This window comes from Amycolatopsis sp. La24 (assembly GCF_029087445.1).
GTDB classification, from domain to species: Bacteria; Actinomycetota; Actinomycetes; order Mycobacteriales; family Pseudonocardiaceae; genus Amycolatopsis; species Amycolatopsis nivea.
In genome coordinates this window covers 104,217-129,177 of record NZ_JARACH010000018.1, presented here as the reverse complement: position 1 = coordinate 129,177, position 24,961 = coordinate 104,217, and the positions used below count along the sequence as shown (strand labels likewise).

Genomic DNA, 24,961 nt, shown 5'->3' with positions numbered 1-24,961 from the left:
GGGGCTATGCGCAAGGACTTCGACCCCGCACAGCTGGCCCCGAACGCGTTCTACCACCTGATGACCGCGACCGTCGTGCCGCGGCCCATCGCCTGGGTGTCGAGCGTTTCCCGCGACGGAGTGGACAACCTCGCGCCGCATTCGTTCTTCACCGTCGCCTCGGCCGCGCCCGCGGTCCTGCAGTTCACCTCGGTCGGCCGGAAAGACACCCTGCGCAACGTCGAGGCGACCCGCCAGTTCGTGGTCAACCTCGCGCCCGAGCCGCTGTTCGAGCAGATCAACGCCACCGGCGCGGATTTCCCGCCCGAGCTGAGCGAATTCGACGAGGCAGGGCTGACCCGCGAGCCGAGCCTCAAGGTCCGCCCGCCGCGGGTGGCGGAATCACCCGTGGCGTTCGAATGCGAACTGCACAGCACGGTCGGTTTCGGCCGCTCGACGGTGGTGTTCGGCCGGGTCGTGCACCTGGCGGTCAACGAGGACGTCCTCGACGGCGACCACCCGCTGATCGAGCGCTTGCGGCCGCTGGCGCGGCTGGGGCGCGACGAATGGGGAACGCTGGGCGACATCAAGGAACTGGCGCGGCCCACGTACAAAAACTCGTGAGCGCCCGTCCCGGTCAGAACCGCGACAGGCGCTCACGAGCGGAGGTCAGGAGAAGGGCAGCGGCTGCGCGCCCCGCCCCTTCAGCATGAGCTTCATCTGGTCCATTTCCGCGCCCTGCGACACCAGCATGCTGCGGCACAACGCCTTCACCGCGTCGTTGGACGTGTGGTCCTGCGCGTACTCGGCCATCGCGACGCCGCCCTGGTGATGCCGCAGCATCAGCTGCAGGAACTCGACGTCCAGCGCGCGGCCGGAGAGCGACCGCAGTTTCGCGAGGTCCGCGTCGGTGGCCATGCCCGGCATCGGCGCGCCGCCGGCCGGGCTGCTGGTCGGCATCTGCATGCCCGCGTGGCCCATCGGCTCGGTCATCCACGTCATGTACGCGCCGGTCGCCTGCTCGGGCTGGTCCCACAGCATGAGCCAGCCCTTCATCCGCCCGACCTGCTCGGTCTGCGTGCGCTCGATGTCGAACGCGAGCTGGCGGATCTCCGGGTCGGTCGAGTGGTCGCGCGCCCAGCCGGCCATGGTGACCGCCTGCAGGTGGTGCACCGACATGTCCTGGGCGAACCCGACCTCGACCGAACCCGCGCCCGGCGTCGCGGGCACGGCGTCGCTGCCGTCGGTGAGCCGCGTCGCGAAGACCCCGATCGCGGCCCCGACCAGCAGCACCGCGATCAGCGTCCCGCCGATGACCACCCACCGCGACCAGCCGGTCCGTTCCGCCGGAGCGGACTCTTCGGCGACCTCGGCGGAGGGGGAGGCGGAACGGGCGGTTTCGACGCCGCCCGTCTCGGCCTGGTCCGCGCGGTTTTCGGAGCCCACGGTCACTGCCCGGCCGGCGGCGTCCCCGGCATGCCCGGCTGCTGCTCGGTCTGGGCTCCGGTGCTGCCCTTGTAGTCCATCGGCTTCGCGTCCTTGCCCGGCTTGCTCGGGTCGAACTTCGGCGGGTTGCTCGGGTCGAACATGCCCTTGCCGAGCGCGTCGCACGAGGCGCCGATCTCCGGGTACACGCCGTTCGGGTTGGTCCGCAGCGCGGCGATGAACTGGTCGATGCGCGGGTCGTCGGCGCTGTCCAGCTTCAGCTGGTGGCCCCACGACTGCAGCGAGATCGGCTTGTCCAGGCCCGGGTACGGCGACATCATCATGTACGGCTTGCCCTTGACCCGCGCCTCGAGCAGCGGGATCTGGTCGCCCTTCACCTTGTCCGGGTTGTAGGCGATCCACACCGTGCCGTGCTCGAGCGAGTGCACCATGTTCTCGTTGCGCACCGCTTCCGGGTACACGACGCCGGTGCAGGTGGCCCAGTAGCCGTCGTGCGGGCCGCCGAACGGCGGGCTCTGGTCGTATGCCACCCGTTCGGTGGGCAGGATGTGCACCGATCCGGTGTATTGCTTGATGACGACGCCGGGGATCTTCTTCGACGGGTCCGGATTGCTCGCGGTCGGCGCGAAGGAGGCGGCCGCCTCGTCCCGGGCGGCCTGGTCGCGCTTGGGCGCGGAGGCCTGCAGGTAGTAGACGATGACGCCGGCCAGCAGGGCGACCACCACGACGACGCCGATGATGGTGCCCCAGGGCGTGCGCTTGCCCGCGACGACCGAGCGGTTCTTCGCCGCCTTCACCGCGGACGCGCCGGAGCCCTTCTTCTTGGTGGTCCCGTTGGCCATGATTGCCGAGATCTCCTCGTGAGAGCGGGGGAGGGAGCCGGACGGAACCCTGCCGGTAGCCCAGTGTAGAGACCGGGCGTTCGATCACCGTGAACGCCCGCGAGGCGCCCCGGCGAGCGGAACATCCGCCTCCGGTGTGCCCGCCGTCTCGCCAGCCTGTACCGCCGGAGGCGCGCGGCACGAGCGCACCTAGAATTCGGCGAGTGACTCCCGCCGCTCTCGCCGATCTGGTCCGCAGCTCCGCCGAGCAGGTCCTCGCCGCACGCGGCGTCGACGCCGCTGTGCTGCCGGAGACCGTGACCATCGAACGCCCGCGCAACCCGGACCACGGGGACTACGCGACCAACCTCGCGCTGCAGGTGGCCAAGAAGGCGGGACTGAAGCCGCGCGAGTTCGCCGACGCGCTCGCGGAGGTCGTCGCGGGGGCGGACGGCGTGGCCGCGGCCGAGGTCGCCGGACCGGGCTTCCTGAACTTCCGGCTCGCCGCCGACGCACAGGGCGAGGTCGTGCGCCAGGTGCTGGCCGCGGGCGCGGAGTACGGCCGCGGCGACGCGCTGGCCGGGCGCCGGATCAACCTGGAGTTCGTCTCCGCGAACCCGACCGGCCCGATCCACCTCGGCGGCACGCGCTGGGCCGCGGTCGGCGACGCGCTGGGCCGGGTGCTCGGCGCACAAGGCGCGGACGTCACCCGCGAGTACTACTTCAACGACGCCGGCGCGCAGATCGACCGCTTCGTGCGCTCGCTGATCGCCGCCGCGAAGGGTGAGCCCGCGCCGGAGGACGGCTACGCGGGCGGCTACATCAGCGACATCGCGGCCGAGGTGATCAAGGCCGAGCCGAGCGCGCTGAGCCTGCCCGAGGACGAGCGGAACGAGACCTTCCGGCGCATCGGCATCGAGCTGATGTTCAGCCAGATCAAGCAGAGCCTGCATGAGTTCGGCACCGATTTCGACGTCTACTTCCACGAGAACTCGCTGCACGAATCGGGCGCGGTCGACGCGGCGGTGCAGCAGCTCAAGGACTCCGGCAACCTCTACTTCGCCGACGGCGCGTGGTGGCTGAAGTCCAGCGAGTACGGCGACGACAAGGACCGGGTCGTCATCAAGAAGGACGGCAACACCGCCTACATCGCCGGTGACCTCGCCTACTTCAAGGACAAGCGCAACCGCGGCCACGACCTGTGCATCTACATGCTCGGCGCGGACCACCACGGCTACATCGCGCGGCTCAAGGCGGCCGCCGCGGCGTTCGGCGACGACCCGGCGACGGTCGAGGTGCTGATCGGCCAGATGGTGAACCTGGTCAGCGACGGCAAGCCGGTGCGGATGTCCAAGCGCGCGGGCACCGTGATCACGCTCGAGGACCTCGTCGAGGCGGTCGGCGTCGACCCGGCCCGCTACGAGCTGATCCGCTACTCCGTCGATTCCTCTTTGGACATCGATTTGGACTTGCTGCGCAAGCATTCCAACGACAACCCGGTCTACTACGTGCAGTACGCGCACGCCCGGCTGTCGTCGCTGCGGCGCGGCGCGGCGGACCTCGGCCTGAAGGTCGGCGAGTCCGGCGAGGACGTCGATTTCGGACTGCTCACCCTGCCTGCTGAAGGCGACCTGATCCGCACCATCGGCGAATTCCCCGCCGTGGTGCGCCGGGCGGCGGAGATGCGCGAACCGCATCGCGTGGCCCGCTACCTCGAGGAACTGGCCGGCGCGTACCACAAGTTCTACACCGTGGGCCGGGTCCTCCCGCAGGGCGACGAGGAGGCCACTCCCCTCACGTACGCCCGGCTCGCTCTGTGCGAAGCCGCGCGCCAGGTCCTGGCGAACGGCTTGTCGCTGCTCGGTGTCTCCGCTCCGGAACGGATGTAAACCATGGCGCACCCCGCGGGCCCCCGCCACGCCGACGTCTACCCCCATGCCGACGCCTCCGGGTTCCCGCCCGCGAGTGCGGGCGAACTCGACCAGCTGCCCGCGAAAGTGTGGCCGCGCAACGTTTACCGCGCCGCGGACGGCGTCGTCCGGATCGCCGGCGTCGACGTGCGCGACCTCGCGCAGACCTACGGCACGCCGCTGTTCGTGGTCGACGAGGCGGACTTCAAGTCCCGCTGCGCCGACTACGCCGAGGCGTTCGACGACCCGGCGCTCGTGCACTACGCGTCGAAGGCGTTCCTGTCCGTCGAGGTCGCCCGGTGGGTGGCCGAACAGGGACTGAGCCTCGACGTCTGCAGCGGCGGCGAACTGGCCGTCGCGCAGCGCGCGAACTTCCCGGTGGAGCGGATCACGTTCCACGGCAACAACAAATCGGTCGCCGAACTGGACGCGGCGGTCGAGGCAGGCGTCGGCACCGTGGTGGTCGACTCGTACTACGAGATCGCCCGGCTCGCCGAAATCGCCGCCGCGCACGGGATCGAGCAGAAGGTGCTCGTCCGGGTGACGGTCGGCGTCGAGGCGCACACTCACGAATTCATCGCGACCGCGCACGAGGACCAGAAGTTCGGCTTTTCGCTGGCTTCCGGCGATGCCGCCGAGGCGGTCCGCCGGGTGCTGAACGCGCCGTCGCTCAAGCTGGTCGGCCTGCACAGCCACATCGGTTCGCAGATCTTCGACGCCGACGGTTTCGAGGTCGCCGCGCGCCGCGTCGTCGGGCTGCTCGCGGACCTGGCCAAGGAGCACGGGCGGGACCTGCTCGAGCAGATGAACGTCGTCGACCTCGGCGGCGGTTTCGGCATCGCCTACACCGAAAAGGACAACCCGCCGCCGCCCTCGCAGATGATCACGCAGATCCGCGAGATCGTCCGCAAGGAATGCGCGTACGCGGAGCTTCCGGTGCCGCGCATCGCGGGCGAACCCGGCCGCGCGATCGCCGGTCCGGGCACGTTCACCCTGTACGAGGTGGGCACGATCAAGGACGTCGCGCTCGGCGACGAGACCGCCCGCCGGTACGTCAGCGTCGACGGCGGGATGAGCGACAACATCCGCACGGCGCTCTACGACGCGGTGTACGACTGCCGGGTGGTTTCGCGCTCCGCCTCCGACGGAAACGAGCCGGTGACCCCTGCGTTGTCTCGCGTGGTGGGAAAACACTGTGAGTCCGGCGACATCGTCGTCCGAGACTGCTGGCTGCCAGACACGCTGGCTCCCGGCGACCTGCTGGCCGTCGCGGCGACCGGCGCCTACTGCTACGCGATGGCCAGTGGTTACAACCGGCTGCCGCGGCCCGCGGTGGTCGCCGTGCGCAACGGCGCCGCCCGGCTGCTGCTGCGCAGGGAGACGACGGACGACATGCTGCGCCTGGAGGTTTGAGAAGTGTCCACTGTGTCTCCGAAAGGCCTGTCTCCCACGGATCGGTCACCCATCCGGGTAGCGATGCTCGGCTGCGGCACGGTCGGCAGCGAGGTCGCGCGGCTGCTCACCGAACAGGCCGGCGAGCTGGCGGCCCGCGCGGGCGCGCCGGTGGAACTGGTCGGCATCGCGGTGCGGCGTCCGGACAAGCACCCGGAACTGCCCGCCGAACTGCTGACTGACGACGCTGCGGCGCTCGTGGCCCGCGACGACGTCGACGTCGTGGTCGAGCTGGTCGGCGGGATCGACCCGGTGCGCAGCTGGCTGCTCACCGCGCTGAACGCGGGCAAGTCCGTGGTCACCGCCAACAAGGCGCTGCTCGCCGAGTGTTCGGCCGAGCTGTTCGAGGCGGCCGACGCCAGCGGTGCGGACCTCTACTTCGAGGCCGCCGTCGCCGGGGCCATCCCGCTGCTGCGCCCGCTGCGCGAATCGCTGGCAGGCGACCGGATCACCCGCGTGATGGGGATCGTCAACGGCACCACCAACTACATCCTCTCCGCGATGGACGCCACCGGCGCGGGCTACGCCGAAACGCTCGACGAGGCGAGCCGGCTCGGGTACGCGGAAGCGGACCCGACGGCGGACGTCGACGGCTACGACGCCGCGTCGAAGGCCGCGATCCTTGCCTCGCTGGCGTTCCACTCCCGGGTCACCGCGAAAGACGTGCACCGCGAAGGCATCGCGGACGTCACGGCGTCCGATCTGGCCGCGGCGCGCACGCTCGGCCGCACGGTGAAGCTGCTGGCGATCTGCGAACGCGTGACCGCGGACGACGGCACGGAATCGGTGTCCGCCCGCGTGCATCCGGTGATGATTCCGCGCAGCCACCAGCTGGCCGGCGTCGGCGGCGCGTTCAACGCGGTCTACGTCGAGGCGGACGCGGCCGGCGAGCTGATGTTCTACGGCCAGGGCGCCGGCGGCGCACCGACCGCCAGCGCGGTGCTCGGCGACCTCGTCGCGGTGGCGCGCAACCAGGTGCACGGCGGCCGCGGCCCGCGCGAATCGGCGCACGCCGCGCTGCCGGTGCGGCCGATGGGCCAGACGCCGACGCGCTACCACGTGAGCCTCGACGTCGCGGACCGCGCGGGCGTGCTCGCCCAGGTGGCGCAAGCGTTCGCCGCGCACGGCGTGAGCATCGCCGCGGTGCGCCAGCGCGACGCGAACGACACGGCGAGCCTCGTCGTGGTCACTCATCTCGCACCCGACGCGGCTTTGCAGTCCACTGTGGACGAAATCGCGAAACTCGATGTGGTGCACGAGGTTGTCAGCGTGATGCGGGTGGAAGGCGAAGACGCATGAGCGCAGCTTGCAAGCGAATCATGGATATTCATGCTTCCGCCTCGCCGATGAGCATGGTGAAACTCCGAATCGAGGCGGCAGCGTGAGTGGTTGGCCGGGAATCATTGAGGCGTATCGCGACCGGATTCCGGTCCCGGACGGAGCGCGCGTGGTCACGCTCGGCGAAGGAAACACGCCGCTGCTGCCCGCCGCGCACCTGTCGGAGCTGACCGGCGCCGAGGTGTACCTGAAGGTCGAGGGCGCGAACCCGACCGGCTCGTTCAAGGACCGCGGGATGACCGTGGCGATCACGCACGCGCTGGCGAGCGGCCTGAAAGCGGTGATCTGCGCGTCCACCGGCAACACCTCCGCGTCGGCCGCCGCGTACGCCGCGCGGGCCGGGCTCACCTGTGCGGTGCTGGTGCCGCAAGGCAAGATCGCGATGGGCAAGCTCGCCCAGGCGGTGCTGCACGGCGCGCGGATCCTCCAGGTCGACGGCAACTTCGACGACTGCCTCGAACTCGCCCGCAAGACCGCGGCGGACTACCCGGTGACGCTGGTCAACTCGGTCAACCCGGTGCGCATCGCGGGGCAGAAGACCGCCGCGTTCGAGATCTGCGACGTGCTCGGCGAGGCCCCGGACGTGCACTGCCTCCCGGTCGGCAACGCGGGCAACATCACCGCGTACTGGAAGGGCTATTCGGAGTACGCGGCGGACGGTGTGGTCAAGAACACCCCGCGGATGTTCGGTTTCCAGGCCGCCGGCGCCGCGCCGCTGGTACACGGCGAACCGGTTTCCGACCCGGACACCATCGCGACCGCGATCCGCATCGGCAGCCCGGCTTCGTGGGACGGCGCGGTGCACGCGCGCGCCGAATCGAACGGGCTCTTCGACGCGATCACCGACGAGAAGATCCTTGAGGCGTACCGGCTGCTGGCCCGTCGCGAGGGCGTTTTCGTGGAGCCGGCGTCCGCGACGAGCGTGGCGGGCCTGCTGGCCACCGCGGCGGACGGACGGCTGCCGAAGGGCTCGAAGGTGGTCTGCACGGTCACCGGGCACGGCCTGAAGGACCCGGCGACGGCGTTGGAGGGCAACGTCGAGGTGGAACCGCTCGCGGTCGACCCGACGGCCGTCGCGGCGGCGCTGGACCTGCGATGACGGCGCTGCCCGCGTTCCGCGCGACGGTCCCGGCGTCGACGGCGAACCTCGGCCCGGGATTCGACGCGCTCGGCCTCGCGCTCGCCCGTTACGACGTGGTCGACCTGCAGGTCACCGAGGGCGGTCTGAAGATCGAGGTGCTCGACGCGGGAGCGGGCGGCGTCGAGGACGTGCCGACCGACGAATCCCATCTGGTGGTCCGCGCGCTGCGGCGAGCCTGCGAACACCTCGACGTGCGGCCGCCCGGCCTGCATCTCCGTTGCCACAACAGCATTCCGCACGCGCGCGGCCTCGGGTCGTCGGCCGCCGCGGTGGTGACCGGCGTGGCGCTGGGCTACGCGCTGGCGGAGCGTCCGCTCGACGCCGACGCGCTCCAGCTCGCGGCGGAGTTCGAGGGCCACGCGGACAACGCGGCGGCGAGCCTGTTCGGCGGGCTCGTGGTGGCGTGGGCGGAGGACGGCCGGTTCCGTGCCGAACGCGTGGAGCCGAACGCGGCGATCCGGCCGGTAGTCGCGGTGCCGGGGGAGAAGTCGTCCACCAACACGACGCGCGGGCTGCTGCCGGCGCAGGTGCCGCACGCCGACGCGGCGCACAGCGCGGGACGGGCGGCGCTCGCGGTGCTGGCTGTCACCGAACGGCCCGAACTGCTGCTGGCCGCCACCGAGGACCGGTTGCACCAGGATTACCGCGCCGAGGCGTACCCGGCGAGCACGGAATTGGTGCGCACGCTGCGTGCGCAAGGCGTTCCCGCGACCGTTTCCGGCGCCGGCCCCACTGTGCTCGCTCTCACGCTGACGGGAATACTCCCGGCGGGCGTGGACGTTACGGGCTTCGACGTCGCCGAATTGCCCGTGGATCGCGATGGCGTGCAGGTTGTGGCCAGGTGACGACCTGGTCACAGGCTGGACGGCAGCGTGCGCCACGCGGGGGGTGGTTGTTGCACCCGGACAGGGCGCGGTCTACCCTCGGGGGCGTTCGATCACCGTGCGTTTCCGCACCCGATGCCGGGCCTGTTCGCCCCTAGCGGCGGCTCCGGTCCGCATCCTTCGTCGATCCGCCGATTCCGCACCGCCCGGCACGCGGGAGGCGGAGGGACGCAGGCGGGTTTCCGGTTCCGGCGGTGCCGAATTCCGCTTTCTCCGTCCGGAGGGGGCAAACACCCTGTGCTGGCGGCGCTTCGCTGTGTCTCGCACGGCTGGGCGCGAGCCGTCCGCATCGGAGGCAGAAGCCGTCTCGCTACCGGCGGCAGTCCGCTGATCCACCTGGAACGTGGATCGGTCAGGAAGGACATGTGTGAGCAACACCGATCTGTTGAGCGGCGACGTGGAGACCCCCGCCGCGGCCGCTGAGACCAATGGGGCCGCGGCCGCTCCGAAGCGCCGCACCGGGGGCCTGTCCGGAATGGTCATCGCCGAGCTCCGCCAGCTGGCGGGCGAACTGGGTGTGGGCGAGACCACCGGCATGCGCAAGGGGGACCTGATCGCCGCGATCCGCGAGCGCCAGGGCAAGAGCAAGAAGCGCGCCGCCGCGGCCGACACGCTGCCGCTCGAGGGCGTCGGCGAGCCTGCCAAGGCGGAGAAGGCCGAGAAGCCCGCCCGCCGGGCCAAGGCCGACGCGCCGAAGGCGGACGCGGCTGCCAAGACCGAGGCGCCCAAGGCGGAGCCGGTCCAGGCGGAGGCTCCCAAGGCCGAGGCCCCGAAGGCGGAGACCGCGCAGGACGGCAAGCCCGCCGCGCAGGAGCGCCCGGAGCGCCACGACCGTTCCGAGGGCCAGTCCGACGGCCAGTCCGAGGAGGGCGGCCGCAACCGCCGCCGCCGCGGCGGCGCGAACCGGGGCGACGGCCAGCGCGACCAGCGCGGCGACCGCCAGGGCGGCAACCGCGACAACAACCGGGACAACCGCGACAACCGGGACAACGGCCGCGACAACCGGGACAACCGCGGCGGCCAGGACAACCGTCAGGACCGCCAGGACAACCGGCAGCGGAACCAGCAGGACAACCGGAACAACGGCCCGCAGGACGACGACGAGGAAGGCGGCCGCCGCGGCCGTCGCTTCCGCGACCGCCGCCGCCGGGGCAGCGGGGGCGGCCAGCGCGAGGGCGGCGCTCCGGACACCGAGATCCGCGAGGACGACGTCCTGCTGCCGGTCGCTGGCATCCTGGACGTGCTCGACAACTACGCGTTCGTGCGCACCTCGGGCTACCTGGCCGGGCCGAACGACGTGTACGTGTCGCTGTCGCTGGTCCGCAAGTTCGGCCTGCGCCGCGGCGACGCGATCACCGGTGTCGTGCGCCAGCCGCGCGAGGGCGAGCAGCAGCGGCAGAAGTTCAACCCGCTGGTGCGCGTCGACTCGATCAACGGCCTGGAGCCGGACGAGGCCAAGCGCCGTCCCGACTTCACGAAGCTGACCCCGCTGTACCCGAACGAGCGGCTGCGCCTCGAGACCGAGCCGCACAAGCTCACGACCCGCGTGATCGACCTGATCATGCCGGTCGGCAAGGGCCAGCGTGCGCTGATCGTGTCCCCGCCGAAGGCCGGCAAGACGACGATCATGCAGGACATCGCGAACGCGATCACGACGAACAACCCTGAGGCCCACCTCATGGTCGTGCTGGTCGACGAGCGTCCGGAAGAGGTCACCGACATGCAGCGGTCGGTGAAGGGCGAGGTCATCGCCTCCACCTTCGACCGCCCGCCGTCCGACCACACCTCGGTCGCCGAGCTGTCCATCGAACGGGCCAAGCGCCTGGTCGAAATGGGCCACGACGTGGTCGTCCTGCTCGACTCGATCACCCGTCTCGGCCGCGCCTACAACCTGGCCGCGCCCGCGTCCGGCCGGATCCTGTCCGGTGGTGTCGACTCGACCGCGCTGTACCCGCCGAAGCGTTTCCTCGGCGCCGCGCGCAACATCGAGAACGGCGGCTCGCTCACCATCTTCGCGACCGCGATGGTGGAGACCGGGTCCACGATGGACACGGTGATCTTCGAGGAGTTCAAGGGCACCGGCAACGCGGAGCTCAAGCTCGACCGCAAGATCTCCGAGCGCCGCGTGTTCCCGGCGGTGGACGTCAACCCGTCCGGCACCCGCAAGGAAGAGCTGCTGCTCTCGCCGGACGAGCTGGCCGTCACGCACAAGCTGCACCGAGTGCTGCACGCGCTGGACTCGCAGCAGGCCATCGACCTGCTGATCTCGCGGCTGCGCAAGACGAAGACCAACATCGAATTCCTGATGCAGGTCTCGAAGACCGCCCTCGGCGGCGGAGACGACGACTGAGTTCCCGCTTCACGCACCACGGCCCGCCCCCATCACTTCCGGGGGGCGGGCCGTGGTGCGTGTGGAGGTCCGTGAAGGACTCCTTGGGGGAATCAGATTCCCCCAAGGAGTCCTTCACGGACGTTTCTGCCGCACCGGGGAGGTGGCGCGGCAGAAAACTCAGTGGCGGGGGACGGCGGCCGGGGTCCAGCCGCGGTAGTTGTTGAAGTAGCTCGTGGAGCTGCCGTGGCCGATCTTGCCGCCGACGCTGGTGGCGTAGAAACCGCCGTTGCCGTCCGCGATGCCGACGTGGCCGTAGGCGCTGATGTTCCAGTACACGAACGAACCGGCGGGCGGTTTGCCGCTGGTGTGCTTCGGGCTGGCGCCGTTCCAATGTGCGTTGGCCGACGCCCACACCCCGGTGACGCCGTAGGAATTCTCCGCGGCCTTCTCGCAGTAGTGCTCCCACCCGGTGCTTCCGGCGTGCGCCTTGTACCAGGCGACCGCACCGGCCGGGGTGCCGTCGCCCGCCCCGGTCAGGTTCGCCTCGGAAAGCTCCGAGAACGTTCCGGCGGCGGGGTTCACGTCCGCCGCGGTGATGCCGCCGGAAGCATTCGCGGCAGGCGCGAAGACCGCGGCGGAAGCGGCGAGGGCGAGCGCCGCGGCCGGCTTCGCGAGCCGGGTGAGCAGGTCGGTCGTGCGCATGTCCGGACCTCCAGTAAGTGAGCGATTCACGAACTCGGCCAGCTTCACGCCAGGGGGTACAAAATCCGTACAATGCGAATGTCCTTCACTACCCACGGTCGCGGCCGGCGGCGGAATACCTGGTCACCGGGGTGTGTTGAAGCCCTTGCCGGCACGTCTGGCAGAATGACCCGCTGAAGTCCGGCACCGGTTCACCCCGTACTGGGGACCCGGGGCCAACGAGAGAGGACACCATGAAGAGCGGTATTCACCCCGAATACGTGACCACGACCGTCACGTGCAACTGCGGGAACACCTTCGTCACCCGCAGCACGAAGGAGTCGGGTCAGATCCACGTCGAGATCTGCTCGAACTGCCATCCCTTCTACACCGGCAAGCAGAAGATCATGGACACCGGTGGCCGGGTTGCCCGGTTCGAGAAGCGCTACGGCAAGCGTCAGCAGAAGACCGACGCCAAGTAGCTTGTCCAACGGCGCCCACCCGCACGCCCGGGTGGGCGCCGTTGTTCTGTCCGGGCCTGTTCGCGAGAGGGAGACGGCGAAGTGGATTCGAGTTCGCTCAAGGGGCTGCTCGACGAGCACGCACAGCTGGAACAGCAGCTCGCCGACCCCGCGGTGCATGCCGACCAGGCCAGGGCCCGCAAACTGGGCCGCCGCTACGCCGAGCTGAGCCCGGTCGTGCGCGCGGTGCGCGAGCTGGACCAGACCCGCGACGACCTGTCCGCGGCGAAGGAACTGGCGGCCGAGGACGCGGCGTTCGCCGCCGAGGCCGAGGAGCTGTCGGCGAAAATCCCGCAGCTCGAAGCGAAACTCACCGAACTGCTGCTGCCGCGCGACCCGTATGACGGCTCCGACGTGGTCATGGAGATCAAATCCGGCGAGGGCGGCGAGGAATCCGCGCTGTTCGCCGGCGACCTGCTGCGGATGTACCTGCGCTACGCCGAGCGGCACAACTGGAAGGCCGAGGTGCTCGACTCGACGGAGTCGGACCTCGGCGGCTACAAGGACGTCACGCTGTCGCTCAAGAGCAAGACCGCGGACGTCGAAGGCGTCTGGGCGAGGCTGAAGTTCGAGGGCGGCGTGCACCGGGTGCAGCGCGTGCCCGCGACGGAATCGCAGGGCCGCATCCACACGTCCGCGTCCGGCGTGCTGATTTATCCGGAACCGGAAGAGGTCGAGGTCGAAATCGACCCGAACGACCTGCGCATCGACGTGTTCCGCTCGTCGGGTCCCGGCGGGCAGAGCGTCAACACCACCGACTCGGCGGTGCGGATCACCCACCTGCCGACCGGAATCGTCGTGTCGTGCCAGAACGAGAAGTCGCAGATCCAGAACCGCGCGCGGGCGCTGCAGGTGCTGCAGGCCCGGCTGCAGCAGGTCGCCGAGGAAGAGGCCGCGGCGAAGGCGTCGGACGCGCGCCGTTCGCAGGTCCGGACGGTGGACCGTTCGGAGCGGGTGCGGACGTACAACTTCCCGGAGAACCGGATCTCGGACCACCGGGTGAACTACAAGGCGTACAACCTGGACCAGGTCCTCGACGGGGAACTGGATGGGGTGCTCGACGCGCTGGCGTCGGCCGACCGGGAGGAACGGCTCGCCGCTCAGTCGGGCTGACGAGCACCGGAATCGGTGCCAGCCAAGTAATCCGAGCGGCGCGCTGTCCGTCCACAATGGAATCGGCGGCCGTGGTTGTCCTCGGGTCAGGCGCTCACGAGGTCGCCGCGGCGAACGCCGTCATCCGCTTCTCGTATCCCTTGTCATCCCCGAAATGCACGGCCACCGCGTCCGCGCCGGCGTTCCGGTACGCACGGTAGGTCTCGACGGCTGTTTCTTCGTCGTACTGCTGCCTAGCGATCCGCCGCACGCGCCGCTCCGGGTCGAGCTGGGACAGCTTCGCGACCCGTTCCGCGAAAGCCTCCGGTGAGAGGCCCGCGCTGAGCCACTGGTCTCCAGCCCGGACCGCCCGGCGCAGCGCGACTGTCGAATTCCCGCCGACCAGAATCGGGATCCGGCCCTCCGGCCGCGGTTCGAAATACCCGCCGGATCGGCCTCGTCCGGTGGTGAACAGCTGATCCAGCAACGAAAGCGTCTCGTCCAGCGTCGCGCCGCGGCGGGGGAAATCCGCGCCGATCTCCGCGAACTCCGGCTCGTTCCACCCCGCGCCGACGCCCAGCACCAGCCGGTGCCCGGACAGCCGGTCGATCGTCGCGGCCTGTTTGGCCAGCAGGTGCGGTTCGCGCAGCGGCACGATCACCACGGACGTGCCCAGCTGCACGCGTTCGGTCGCCGCGGCGAGATAGGCGAGCGTCGCCAGCGGTTCGTACACGCCGCCGAAGACCTCGCCGAACGGCTCGGGCGGCAGCACGTGGTCCGGCAGCCAGACGGATTCGTAGCCCAGCTCCTCGGCCAGCCGGGCGAGGTCGGCGAGGCGGCGCGGGGTCAGGTCGGGGGACTCGTTCGGCAGGACCACCTGGCGGCTCATCGCAGCACCTTCCGGATCGCGGTGAGCCAGGCTACCGGCGCTTCCTCGCCGATGCCGTGCCCGGATGCGATTTCGACCAGCTCCGCGCCGGGAATTCCGGCGGCCAACTCCTGCGAGTGCTTTGGCGGCACGAGGGAGTCCAGCGTCGTGGCGATCACCAATGTCGGAACTGCGATCGACGCCAGTTCCGCCCGGGTGTCGACCTTCCGGACCAGTTCGACCTGCTTCGCCGTCCCCGCGGGCACCGACGCGGCCAACGCGGCGACCGCCTCGGCGACCTGCTCCGGCGTCAGCGCGGCGAGGAACGGCTCGCTGACCGCAGTCAGCATCAAGTACTTGGCGAGCAGAGTGCGGTCGCCTTTCAGCAACTCTGCCCACACATCCAGCGCCAGTTCCATCCGCGCGTCCGGCCGGGCGAAGCCCGCGGTGAGGATGAGGCCGGTCACGCGCTTGGGATGCCGGGTCGCCACGCGGACCGCGACGGCCGTGCCGAGCGAGTAGCCGAGCACGGCGAACTTCTCGACCCCGGCGTCGACGGCGGTCGCGACCAGTCCGTCGGCCAGTTCGTCGAGTGTGCCGCCCGCGACCGGGTAATCGGCCCCGACCACGGTGTGCGTGCGGGCGAGATCGTCCAGCAGCGGACCGAAATTGGCGGTCACGCCGCCGCCCGCGCCGTGGGCGAGCAGCAGGCCGGGGCCCTGTCCGGCGACGAGGGGCGCGAAATGTTCTGTCATGTTCGCGACGTTAAGGATTGACACCAGTGTGAAGGCCAGAAGCAGGAGAAAATCGGATGCTGATCGGCGAACTCGCGCAGCGCACCGGCGTCGCGCCGCGGCTGCTGCGGTACTACGGCGAACAGGGCCTGCTGGCCTCGGAGCGCAACACGAGCGGGTACCGGGTGTACGACGAGGAGGCCGTCGTCCGGGTGTGCCAGATCCGGAAACTGCTGGCCGCGGGCCTGACCACGGAGATGATCGCCGGGATGCTCGACTGCGCGAGCGGACCCGCCGCGCACCTCGACCTGTGCCCGGAACTGGTGCGCAGGCTGCGCGGGGAACTGGCCGAGGTGGACCGCCGGATCGGGGATCTCGCCCAGCGGCGCGAAGTCCTGTCCGGATATCTCGGCCAGGCGTGACCCCCGCGCGGCCGGGGGTCGATACGCTGGGCAGCACCCCCGCAGGGGGCAGTTTCGACGAGTGAAGGACGACCAGTGAATCGGCAGCCGCTGCGCCTGGCCATCATGGAGGCCACCCGGATCCTCACCGAGGCGGGCGTGGAATCGCCGCGGTCGGACGCGGATCTCATCGCCGCGCACGTGCTCGGCGTCGAACGGGGCAGGCTGCCGATGGTGCCGCTGGTCGACCCGCCGGTGATCGACGCGATCGGCCAGCTCGTCGCGCAGCGCGCCAAGCGGATCCCGCTGCAGTACCTCACCGGCTGGGCCGCGCTCGGCAACATCACGGTCAACGTCGGCGCGGGCGTGTTCGTCCCGCGCCCGGAGACTGAATTGCTCCTCGAATGGGGCGTGAAGTTCCTCCAGGGCCGCGAATACCCGGTGGTGGTCGACCTGTGCACCGGGTCCGGCGCGCTGGCGCTGGCGCTCGCGCACGAACGCCCGGACGCGGTGGTCTACGCGGTCGACGTCGACCCGCAGGCGCTCGCCTGGGCCCGGCACAACGCCGACGTGCACACCGCGGCGGGCAACACCCCGATCCGGCTCTACTCCGGCGACATCGCGGACCCGACGATGTTCGCCGAACTCGACGGTCTCGTGGACCTGGTGCTCTGCAACCCGCCGTACGTCCCGGAGGGCACCCCGGTCCCGCCGGAGGTAGGCGAACACGACCCGGCCCGCGCGGTCTTCGCGGAGGAAAGCGGTCTGGCAGTGATCCGGCACGCGATCGCGGCAGGCGCGCGGCTGCTGCGCCCGGGCGGCGGCCTGGCGATCGAACACGACGACACGCATGGCTCAGCGGTGCCCGCACTGGTCCGGGCGCGCCGGGTGCTGACCGGGGTGGAGGACCATCCCGACTACAGCGGGCGCGCACGGTTCGTGACCGCTCGCCGACTGGGCTGAGTCCCGCTACGCCCAACGCTCGTGAAGGACTCCCTCACGGCCGGTTGCGGGTCGTGAGGGGAACCCTGGGGGAATCTGCGTTCGTGAGGGTGGCCCTCACGGACCTTGCACTGCCTGGATGTCCGTGAAGGGCTCCTTGAGGGAATCTAGGTCCGTGAGGGAGCCCTTCACGGCCCGCAGGCGTTCGTGAGGGGAACCCTGCAGGAATCAGCGTCAGTGAGGGTGGCCCTCACGAACCTTGCCCTGCCCGGACGTGCGTGAAGGGACCCCTCACAGACTCCCCGCGTTGCTGCCCACCCCCCGCGCTGGGCCATTCGCACCTTTGCCTTCGTCTTGCCCGACTTTCGTCGTGCGGCAGCGGGGTGGATTTCGTTCGCTCGCCTAACGATCACCGTTAGCGTCGGGCCTCGGGACCGCCGGGCGGACCGGCGGAGAAGTGAGGAGCGACGATGAGATCCCCCTTACCCCGCCGGAATCACCGCGCCCGTACGAGGCGCGGCCGGGTCGCTGTCGTCGTGGCGGTCGCGGCGCTGGCTCCCGCGTTGCTCGCCGGGACCGCCGCGGCTGATCCGATCGCGCAGGGCTGGCCCGCGCCGCTGGACTCCGCGCACTGGGCCGACCAGGCGAGCATGACCTGGCAGGACTACCGCCACGTCCCGGGCACCAACTGGGCCGACCCGTCGCTCAAGCCGACCGTGCGCAAGTTCAAGGGCGCCGTCGTGCTCGCCGACTACCCGGACGCGGATTTCGTCGTCACGAAGCCGCCGCATTCGACCGTCTTCGGCAATCCGTCGCCGTCGGCCAGCAATCTGCCGCGCGAGAAAGTCGCGCAGCATTACCAGGACTTCCTCAACAAACCCGAAACCCTCAACCACGGCCACACCATCAACGAGTACTGGATGGAGGACTCCGGCGGACGGTTCGGCGTCGACCTCACCGCGTTCGGCCCCTACCGGATGCCGGGCAAATCCTTCGAGTACGGCATGGAAATGCAGCCGCAGGACTGTCCGGCCGACGCCGACTGCACCCGGGACCTGCGCAAGGACGCGGGCGACGCGTGGCGCGCCGACGTCGGTCCGGTCGCCGACCAGTTCGACTTCGTCTTCTTCCTTTCCGCGGCCCAGGACGAAAGCTCGACGTGGCAGGAATTCGGCGAGATGAAATTCGGCTCGAAGGAGAACGTGCCCGCCGAATTCGGCCCGCCGGGCAGCAAACCGGGCGACCAGAACTGGGCGCACACGCGGTACGTGCCGTGGACGTCGTGGGCCTCGGCGTCGACCATCTGGCCCAACGCGGCCAACGGATCCTCGACGCAGGCGGAAAGCTCCGGCCAGGGCGTGTTCGCGCACGAGTTCAGCCACATCCTCGGCATCGGCGACAACTACAACAACCCGTTCGGCGATCCGCCCCGCCGGTCCTACACCGGACCGTGGGAAATGTTGTCGCGCGGCAGTTTCAACGGTCCCGGCGGCCCGCACACGCGCTGGCAGATCCCGGCGACCGAGGGCGGTTCGATGGGCGCGCACCACATGCTGCGCAACAAACTCAAGCTCGGCATCGTCGATCCGAAGTCCGTCCTGAACCTCGACCGGAACCAGCTCGCCACGACCGGTCCGGTCACCGCCCGCGTGACCGCCCGGGAGGCGGTGCCGGAGCAAGGCGCGTACGCGGGCATCACGATCGCGCTCACCGGCGGTGACCGTTCGCCCAAGTGCGATCCCGCGAAGGACCCGAAGTGCGACGGCGGCGGGTATGACCACTACAGCGTGGAGGTCGTCGACCGGATGGGCTCGGACTCGTTCGCCCCGGACTCCGGTGTCCTGCTGGCCAAGACCAAGAGCCGCGACGCCGCGCCGTTCGAATGGATCGTCGACGCCAACCCGCAGGACATCGGCCTGACCGATTACGTCCGCCCGGACGGCACCCCGGTCAAGATCACCGTCGGCGACTACCGGCAGCTCAACGACGCCACGTTCAAGGCGGGCACCGGCGCGTCCAGCGGTTATGAGTACACCGACGAGGCCAACCGGTTGCGGTTCCTCGTCACCGACCTCGACCGCGACAGCCGCGGCGTGCTGTCGTACACGGTCACCGTCGCGTCGCTCGACGGCGCCGGACCGCAGGCGCGTGGCGCGTGGTTGTGGCCCGCACTGCCCGCGTTCGCCCGCGGTGGCCTCGCTACCTGCGACTTCCGCCTGTCGAACCAGGGTTCGGCACGCGGCGCGACAGCCCCGTACGACCAGGACACCTACCGGCTGACCGCGTCCACCGACACCCGCGGCTGGGAAGTCCGGCTCCCGAACGCGCTGGCCACCGCCAAGTTCGGCGGCTCGACGCAAATCCAGGCGTACGCGAAACGCTCGGCGGGCGCACCGCACACCGCTCGCGTGCGGCTGACCGCGACGTCGATCGCCGACCCGGCGAAGACCACGACGACCGCCTGTACCGCGATCGGGTTCTGAGCCACGAAAGGCGCCATCCGTCCGAACGGCGGATGGCGCCTTTCGACCGGGTTGCCCTCTATCGAGCGACCCCCTACCTTGAGGCGGCCGAACAATCAGACTTCTGGGGGAGTCCATGTTCTTGCGTCATCGCATCACCGCCGGCTGCGGAGCGGCGCTCATCGCCGCCAGCGCGCTCACCGCGAGCGCCACCAGCGCGTCCGCCGCCGCCGGACCGACCACCCTCCCTGCCAGCGAATACACGCTGACGTCGGACTACCACAAGTACGACGCGGTCTACTCCGGCCTCGCGGGGAAGCTGCACACCGTGCCGGTGCACACCGTCATGGACAACGCGAACCACGACCGCCAAGCGCTGCCGTCCACCTTCAAACCGGCCGGGCTCACCGGCGGTTTCCGGTTCGACGACGGCGACAACAGCGACTGCACCAACTACCCGCAGGGCATCACCACCAGCCGCGACGCGGTCGGCGGCGACAACGGCGGCAACTACGACGGGCACCAGCTCGTCGCGGTCAGCTGGTACACGCGCGACAAATGCGGCGGCAAACAGGTCCGCAGCCGGATCACGCTCGCCGACTGGGACGCGACGTACCCGAACAAGTACCGCAAGATCCTGCTCGTCGAACCGACCGGCACGAACGCATCGCCGAACTACAAGGACATCCCGATCCACGCGGGCGGCGTCTCCTGGTACGGCGACTACCTGTACGTCGCCGACACCGGCGGCGGCATGCGGGTCTTCGACATGCGCAAGATCCTCGAGGTCAACTCGGGCGGCACGGCGGACCAGATCGGCCTGTCCGGCGGCCAGTACTACGCGCACAACTACCGCTACGTGCTGCCGCAGGTGGGCACGGTCGCCGCGCACACGACGTCCGGCACGAACCTGGTCTGGTCGAGCATCTCGCTGGACCGGGTCAGCAAGTCGATCGTGATGACCGAGTACACCTGCAAGGCCGACTGCACCGACTACCCGAACCGCGCCCCGCGCGCGGTGCGCTTCCCGTTCGCCTCGGGAGCGACGACGTTCGCCGCCTCCACGACGGCGAGCCAGGCGCTGAAGCTGCCCTGGTACAACCTCAACGGCGTCGCCTCGCACAACGGCCGCTGGTGGTTCAACTCGTCCGCCGCGAAGCAGCTCTACTACTGGACCCCGACCGCCGGCCCGGCCACGCACGCCTGGGTGAGCAGCGGGGAGAGCATTTCGTACTGGGAGGACCCGAAGGACGCGGATCTGCTGTGGTCGCTGCAGGAGGGCGCGGGAAACCGCAACGTGTTCGCGGTGAAGCAGGCCAGTTACGGCGCCTGACCGCTGACTGTCCGTGAGGGGAACCCGCATTGACTCTGATTCCTTCAGGGTTCCCCTCACGTACCTCGGCAGCGCCCGCCCGGGGTGGCGGGGGATAGGCTTCGCGGCATGAGTGCGGTCTACGACTGCGGCAAGCGCGAATCCCGAGCCGAAGGCCTGTCCGCGGCGGCCGCCGCGGTGCGGTCGAGCCGGCTGGTCGTCCTGCCGACGGACACGGTGTACGGCATCGGTGCGGACGCGTTCGACTCCGGCGCCGTCCAGGCGTTGCTGCGGGCGAAGAACCGCGGCCCGGACATGCCGGTCGGCGTCCTCGTCGGCTCCTGGTCCACTGTGGACGGTCTGGTGCTCGGCGTTCCGCCGCAGGCGCGGGCGCTCATCGAGGCGTTCTGGCCGGGCGACCTGTCGATCGTGCTGCCGCACGCGCCGAGTCTGCAGTGGAATCTCGGCAACTCCCGCGGCACGGTGATGCTGCGGATGCCGCTGCACCCGGTCGCGCTCGAGCTGCTGCGCGACGTCGGCCCGATGGCGGTGTCGAGCGCGAACGTCTCCGGGCGTTCGCCCGCATCGACCGTCGAGGACGCGCAGGAGCAGCTCGGCGATTCGGTGTCGGTGTACCTCGACGGCGGGTCGAGCGGGGAAACGGTGGCTTCGTCCATCGTGGACCTGACCGGCGACAAGCCGCTGGTGCTGCGCGAGGGCGCGGTCACGAAGGCCGCCATCGCCGAGGTGATCGGCGTCGCCGAGGAGACGCTGGACTGAGCCGCGGAAGTGACTGCCGTTCACCGTGGCCGCACGCGGGCGCGGTAGCGTGGCGCGGTGACTCCGACCTCCCGGCGGGCGTGACGCGGTCATGCCTGTAGTCCAAGGACTTCTCCCGATCCGGGAGTACCTGCTCGTCGCGCTGACCGCGACCGCGGTGACCTATCTGCTGACCGGCGTCGTGCGGCGCGTGGCCATCCGGATCGGCGCGATCGCCAACCCCCGCGCGCGCGACGTGCACGTCAAGCCGATCCCGCGGATGGGCGGCGTCGGCATCTACCTCGGGATCGCCGCCGCGATGGGCCTCGCGCACCAGCTGCCCGCGCTCAGCCACGGTTTCGACGTCTCCTACGACGCGGTCGGCGTGCTGCTCGCGGCGGGCGTCATCTCGCTCATCGGCATCCTGGACGACCGGTTCGAACTCGACGCGTGGACGAAGCTCGCCGGACAGGTCATGTGCGCCGGGATCCTCGTCATCTTCGGCGTGCAGTGGGTGTCGTTCTGGGTGCCGTGGGGCGGCAACGGCGATTCCATCGGCTCGGTGCTGGTGCTGGACAAGAACCAGGGCGCGCTGCTGACCGTCGTGATGGTCGTGGTGATGGTCAACGCGATGAACTTCGTCGACGGCCTCGACGGGCTGGCCGGCGGGCTCGGCTTCATCGCCGCGGCGGCCACCTGCGCGTTCTCGATCGGCCTGCTCGACAACGCGGGCGGCGACTTCGGCGCGTACCCGCCCGCGCTCATCGCCGCCGCGCTCGCCGGGGCGTGTCTCGGTTTCCTTCCGTACAACTTCCAGCCCGCCAAAATTTTCATGGGCGACTCCGGATCGATGATGATCGGGCTGATGCTCGCCGGGGCCACCACCTCGGCGAGCGGACGGGTCAACTACACCCGGTTCTCCGCCTCGGACGCGCTCGCCCTGCTGTCCCCGCTGGTGGTCGTCGTGGCCGTGCTTTTCGTGCCGGTGCTCGACCTCGTGATGGCCGTCGTCCGGCGCACGCGGCGCGGGCAGAGCCCGTTCGCCGCCGACAAAATGCATCTGCACCACCGGCTGCTGGAAATCGGCCATTCGCAACGGCGCGCGGTGCTGCTGATCTATTTGTGGGCCGGAATTCTCTCTTTCGGAGCGGTCTCCATCACGATTTTCGACAGCCCGGTCGTGTTCTGGGCGATTGCCGCCGCACTGGTGGTCGCGGTGCTGGTTTCCCTGGTGCCGCGACTGCGTTCCCGGCACCGCCACGGGGTCTGAGCCCGCGGGCGGTCTATACTGGCGGGTCGAACCGAACGAGGAGCGATTGCAGTGAGCGACACCGAGACGCCGGAGACGACGCCCGAGACGTCCCAGGCCACGGCTCAGGCCAAAGCTGTGTCCTCCTCGGAGAACCCGCACGCCGCTCCGGTGCGCCAGCTCGCGCGCTCGATGACGCGCGCCTCGCTGCTGTTCACTCCGCCGTTCATCCTGGTCTGCATTGTGCTTTTCACCGTCCTCAACGGACTGCACGGCTTCCTCGGGGCCCTGGTCGGCGGCGTGCTGGCGATGGTCGCCTCGCTGTCGACGCTGGGCATGATGAAGGTATCCGCCGGACAGGACCCCTCGCTGGTGATGCTCATCGCTCTCGGCGGCTACGCGGCGAAGGTCATCCTCCTGTTCCTCGCGCTCACTCTGCTCAAGGGCGTCACCGTGCTGCACCCGCTTTCCCTCGGGATCACGATGATCGTCGCCATTCTCGTAGCCGCCGCTGTGGAGTTCGCGACATTCCGCAAAGCGCGTATCCCGACCATCATTCCCGCCTCGAATTGACGGATTCGGGACAAGGGTCCCAGCCGGATCCGGGACTTAGGTCCTGGACCGTTCGGCTGGTAAGGAGTACGCCTGTACGGCAGTGATTGACCTGCTGGTATGGTCCGCGTCATGGGTGGCGGCCTCGGCCGCGCACTCCCGACGACGAACCGCGATCAGCAGTGTGGCGACCGGATGGTTCCGCCTCTTTCACCAGCTGGTCCGAAGTAGACCGCAGGGCAGTGTTCACGCGAGACATCCCTCGAGCGCAGACCGGTGTTTGGCTCCGCGCACGGTGGGTACCGCCGCCTCCGGCGTCCCGATGCGTATCGGGTACGTTAAGTCCAGATCGTGACGATTCCCCCGGCGGAGTGAACGCCGGCCGGGAGAACCGGGAGGAGCCCAGTGGCCGCGCTGGTACTGACCGAGGGTGCGACCTTCGTACCCCCTGGCGCCGAAAGCTTTGAGCTGCCGCCGTTGTTCGGCTTCGTCACGAAGCCGATGCTCCTGGTGGTGCTCTCGGTGATCATCATCGCGGGGTACTTCCTGCTGGCGACGCGCAAGATGAAGGTCGTCCCGACCAAAGGCCAGTTCGTGGCCGAAGGCATCTACGACTTCGCGCGCAACAACATCGCCCGCGAGCAGATCGGCTCGAAAGACTTCCAGCGCTTCGTGCCGGTCATCTTCGCGTTGTTCACCTTCATCCTGCTGAACAACCTCTACGGGGTCATCCCGTTCCTGCAGTTCCCCACCATGGCGCGGTTCGGGTTCCCGATCGCGTTGTCGGTGCTCGTGGTTTACCCGATGTACCACTACGCCGGGATCAAGAAGCACGGGATCGGCGCGTACTTCAAGAAGGAGCTCGCGCCCGCCGGGGTTCCCGGTCCGGTGCTGCCGCTGTTCGCGGTGATCGAGTTCGCGGAGAAGTTCTTCCTCAACCCGCTCACGCTCGCCATCCGAGTTTTCTCCGCCATGTTCGCGGGTCACCTGATCCTGGCGGTCTTCACCCTCGGCGGCACCTTCCTGCTGACCGAGACCTCGAGCATCGTGCTGAAGCCGGCGTCGCTGGTGGCGTGGATCGTCGCCATCGGCCTGACGTTCCTGGAGGCCTTCATCCAGGTGCTTCAGGCGTACATCTTCGCCCTGCTGTCCGCGGGGTACATCGGCGCCGCGCTGGCGTCGGAGCACTGAGAACACACACAGACCCCGATCCGCGTGAGTGCGCGGACCGAAGTGAAGGGAAACGCACGTGAGCAACATCGTTCTGGCCCAGCAGGCCGCCGAAGCCGTCAGCATCAACAAGGGCCTCGCCGCGATCGGCTACGGCCTGGGCGCGATCGGCCCCGGCATCGGTGTGGGCCTGATCTTCGCCGCGGTGATCAACGGCACCGCGCGCCAGCCGGAGGCCCAGAGCAAGCTCCAGGGCATCGGGTACGCCACCTTCGTGCTCACCGAGGTGCTGGCCCTGATCGGTATCGTCATCTACTTCATCGCCTCCGCCTGAGTCGTTCGCTCTCGCGTAAGGAGACGTTGTGCTGAAGACCGAAATGGTGCTCGCATCAGAAAGCCCGATCGTTCCGAACATCTCGGAACTGATCCTCGGCATCGTCGCCTTCCTGATCCTGCTGTTCATCCTCAAGAAGTACGTCGTCCCTCGTTTCGAGAAGACGTACGAGGAGCGGGCGCAGAAGATCGAAGGCGGGATCGAGAAGGCCGAGAAGGCTCAGGCAGAGGCCGAGAAGGCGCTGTCGGAGTACAAGGCGCAGCTGGCGGACGCCCGTTCCGAAGCCGCGAAGATCCGCGACGACGCCCGGCTCGAAGCCGAGCAGATCAAGGCGGAGCTGCGGGAGCAGGCGGAGTCCGAATCCCAGCGGATCGTGGCGCAGGGCCACGCCCAGCTGCAGGCGCAGAAGGCGCAGATCGTCGCCGAGCTGCGGGCCGAAATGGGCCGCAACGCGGTCGAGCTGGCCGGCCGGATCGTCGGCGAGTCGCTCGAGGACGAGGCGCGCCGTCGCGGCACCGTCGACCGGTTCCTCGCGGAGCTGGACACCGCCGGTGCCACTAACGGAGCGGGGAAGTAACCAG

General features: G+C 69.6%; 24 protein-coding genes. 19 read left to right on the top strand and 5 right to left on the bottom strand.

From position 1 onward, the window contains the following. The first annotated feature begins 6 nt into the window (after positions 1-6). Entirely contained in the window at positions 7-603 is a 597-nt protein-coding gene (locus PUT80_RS19245) for a flavin reductase family protein (protein ID WP_275293014.1), read from the top strand. 45 nt (positions 604-648) lie between these two features. On the opposite strand, the gene PUT80_RS19240 is transcribed toward PUT80_RS19245, so the two are convergent. Together PUT80_RS19240 and PUT80_RS19235 are read right to left on the bottom strand one after the other, a co-directional pair. Beyond that, on the bottom strand, positions 649-1,299 hold the full coding sequence (locus PUT80_RS19240; RefSeq protein ID WP_238608256.1) for a DUF305 domain-containing protein: 651 nt from the start codon (positions 1,297-1,299) through the stop codon (positions 649-651). A 128-nt stretch (positions 1,300-1,427) separates the two neighbouring features. Next, a complete protein-coding gene (locus PUT80_RS19235; protein WP_037817394.1) occupies positions 1,428-2,267 on the bottom strand; it encodes a DUF3105 domain-containing protein in 840 nt (279 codons plus the stop codon). A gap of 203 nt (positions 2,268-2,470) precedes the next feature. Here PUT80_RS19235 and argS point away from each other — a divergent pair, with 203 nt between their 5' ends. From argS to rho, 6 genes are all read left to right on the top strand, one after another. Next, positions 2,471-4,135, top strand: a complete 1,665-nt coding sequence (gene argS / locus PUT80_RS19230) for an arginine--tRNA ligase (protein ID WP_275293013.1) — start codon at positions 2,471-2,473, stop codon at positions 4,133-4,135. Between the two features lie 3 nt (positions 4,136-4,138). Beyond that, positions 4,139-5,569, top strand: a complete 1,431-nt coding sequence (gene lysA, locus PUT80_RS19225; RefSeq protein ID WP_134667318.1) for a diaminopimelate decarboxylase — start codon at positions 4,139-4,141, stop codon at positions 5,567-5,569. A 12-nt stretch (positions 5,570-5,581) separates the two neighbouring features. Further along, the gene (locus PUT80_RS19220) at positions 5,582-6,907 is read left to right on the top strand and encodes a homoserine dehydrogenase (RefSeq protein ID WP_275293018.1); all 1,326 of its coding nucleotides are present in this window, start codon (positions 5,582-5,584) and stop codon (positions 6,905-6,907) included. Positions 6,908-6,989: 82 nt separating this feature from the next. Beyond that, entirely contained in the window at positions 6,990-8,045 is a 1,056-nt protein-coding gene (gene thrC, locus PUT80_RS19215; protein ID WP_043832080.1) for a threonine synthase, read from the top strand. Continuing rightward, a complete protein-coding gene (gene thrB / locus PUT80_RS19210; protein ID WP_275293012.1) occupies positions 8,042-8,932 on the top strand; it encodes a homoserine kinase in 891 nt (296 codons plus the stop codon). The genes thrC and thrB overlap by 4 nt, the downstream gene beginning before the upstream one ends. A 406-nt stretch (positions 8,933-9,338) precedes the next feature. Further along, positions 9,339-11,321: a transcription termination factor Rho gene (gene rho, locus PUT80_RS19205; protein WP_275293011.1), complete on the top strand. Its 1,983-nt coding sequence runs from the start codon at positions 9,339-9,341 to the stop codon at positions 11,319-11,321. A gap of 159 nt (positions 11,322-11,480) precedes the next feature. On the opposite strand, the gene PUT80_RS19200 is transcribed toward rho, so the two are convergent. Continuing rightward, positions 11,481-12,005: a hypothetical protein gene (locus tag PUT80_RS19200; RefSeq protein WP_037817404.1), complete on the bottom strand. Its 525-nt coding sequence runs from the start codon at positions 12,003-12,005 to the stop codon at positions 11,481-11,483. Positions 12,006-12,238: 233 nt separating this feature from the next. Between PUT80_RS19200 and rpmE the strand changes: the two genes are divergently transcribed. Together rpmE and prfA are read left to right on the top strand one after the other, a co-directional pair. Continuing rightward, positions 12,239-12,466, top strand: coding sequence for a 50S ribosomal protein L31 (gene rpmE, locus PUT80_RS19195; RefSeq protein WP_037817406.1), 228 nt, complete (start codon positions 12,239-12,241; stop codon positions 12,464-12,466). 81 nt (positions 12,467-12,547) lie between these two features. Then, a complete protein-coding gene (prfA, locus tag PUT80_RS19190; protein ID WP_043832088.1) occupies positions 12,548-13,618 on the top strand; it encodes a peptide chain release factor 1 in 1,071 nt (356 codons plus the stop codon). 94 nt (positions 13,619-13,712) lie between these two features. Here prfA and PUT80_RS19185 read toward each other — a convergent pair whose 3' ends face one another. Continuing rightward, positions 13,713-14,486: a TIGR03619 family F420-dependent LLM class oxidoreductase gene (locus tag PUT80_RS19185; RefSeq protein WP_275293010.1), complete on the bottom strand. Its 774-nt coding sequence runs from the start codon at positions 14,484-14,486 to the stop codon at positions 13,713-13,715. After that, positions 14,483-15,220, bottom strand: a complete 738-nt coding sequence (locus tag PUT80_RS19180) for an alpha/beta hydrolase (protein ID WP_275293009.1) — start codon at positions 15,218-15,220, stop codon at positions 14,483-14,485. The genes PUT80_RS19185 and PUT80_RS19180 overlap by 4 nt, the downstream gene beginning before the upstream one ends. A 56-nt stretch (positions 15,221-15,276) precedes the next feature. Between PUT80_RS19180 and PUT80_RS19175 the strand changes: the two genes are divergently transcribed. From PUT80_RS19175 to PUT80_RS19130, 10 genes are all read left to right on the top strand, one after another. After that, entirely contained in the window at positions 15,277-15,621 is a 345-nt protein-coding gene (locus PUT80_RS19175) for a MerR family transcriptional regulator (RefSeq protein ID WP_037815386.1), read from the top strand. 75 nt (positions 15,622-15,696) lie between these two features. Further along, complete coding sequence (gene prmC / locus PUT80_RS19170) at positions 15,697-16,563, top strand: peptide chain release factor N(5)-glutamine methyltransferase (protein ID WP_037815384.1); 867 nt, start codon at positions 15,697-15,699, stop codon at positions 16,561-16,563. 449 nt (positions 16,564-17,012) lie between these two features. Further along, positions 17,013-19,025 carry a M6 family metalloprotease domain-containing protein gene (locus PUT80_RS19165; protein WP_275293008.1) on the top strand — a complete coding sequence of 671 codons (2,013 nt, stop codon included), beginning with the start codon at positions 17,013-17,015 and terminating at the stop codon, positions 19,023-19,025. A 115-nt stretch (positions 19,026-19,140) separates the two neighbouring features. Further along, the gene (locus PUT80_RS19160) at positions 19,141-20,337 is read left to right on the top strand and encodes a hypothetical protein (protein WP_238604472.1); all 1,197 of its coding nucleotides are present in this window, start codon (positions 19,141-19,143) and stop codon (positions 20,335-20,337) included. Positions 20,338-20,445: 108 nt separating this feature from the next. Further along, positions 20,446-21,096: an L-threonylcarbamoyladenylate synthase gene (locus PUT80_RS19155; RefSeq protein ID WP_037815380.1), complete on the top strand. Its 651-nt coding sequence runs from the start codon at positions 20,446-20,448 to the stop codon at positions 21,094-21,096. 91 nt (positions 21,097-21,187) lie between these two features. Further along, a complete protein-coding gene (locus tag PUT80_RS19150; protein WP_037815379.1) occupies positions 21,188-22,345 on the top strand; it encodes an MraY family glycosyltransferase in 1,158 nt (385 codons plus the stop codon). 51 nt (positions 22,346-22,396) lie between these two features. Beyond that, positions 22,397-22,897: a hypothetical protein gene (locus PUT80_RS19145; RefSeq protein WP_275293007.1), complete on the top strand. Its 501-nt coding sequence runs from the start codon at positions 22,397-22,399 to the stop codon at positions 22,895-22,897. 384 nt (positions 22,898-23,281) lie between these two features. After that, on the top strand, positions 23,282-24,067 hold the full coding sequence (gene atpB / locus PUT80_RS19140; RefSeq protein WP_275293006.1) for a F0F1 ATP synthase subunit A: 786 nt from the start codon (positions 23,282-23,284) through the stop codon (positions 24,065-24,067). Between the two features lie 58 nt (positions 24,068-24,125). After that, the gene (locus PUT80_RS19135) at positions 24,126-24,380 is read left to right on the top strand and encodes an ATP F0F1 synthase subunit C (protein ID WP_037815373.1); all 255 of its coding nucleotides are present in this window, start codon (positions 24,126-24,128) and stop codon (positions 24,378-24,380) included. 28 nt (positions 24,381-24,408) lie between these two features. Beyond that, positions 24,409-24,957, top strand: coding sequence for a F0F1 ATP synthase subunit B (locus tag PUT80_RS19130; RefSeq protein WP_275293005.1), 549 nt, complete (start codon positions 24,409-24,411; stop codon positions 24,955-24,957). The last annotated feature ends 4 nt before the right edge of the window (positions 24,958-24,961 follow it).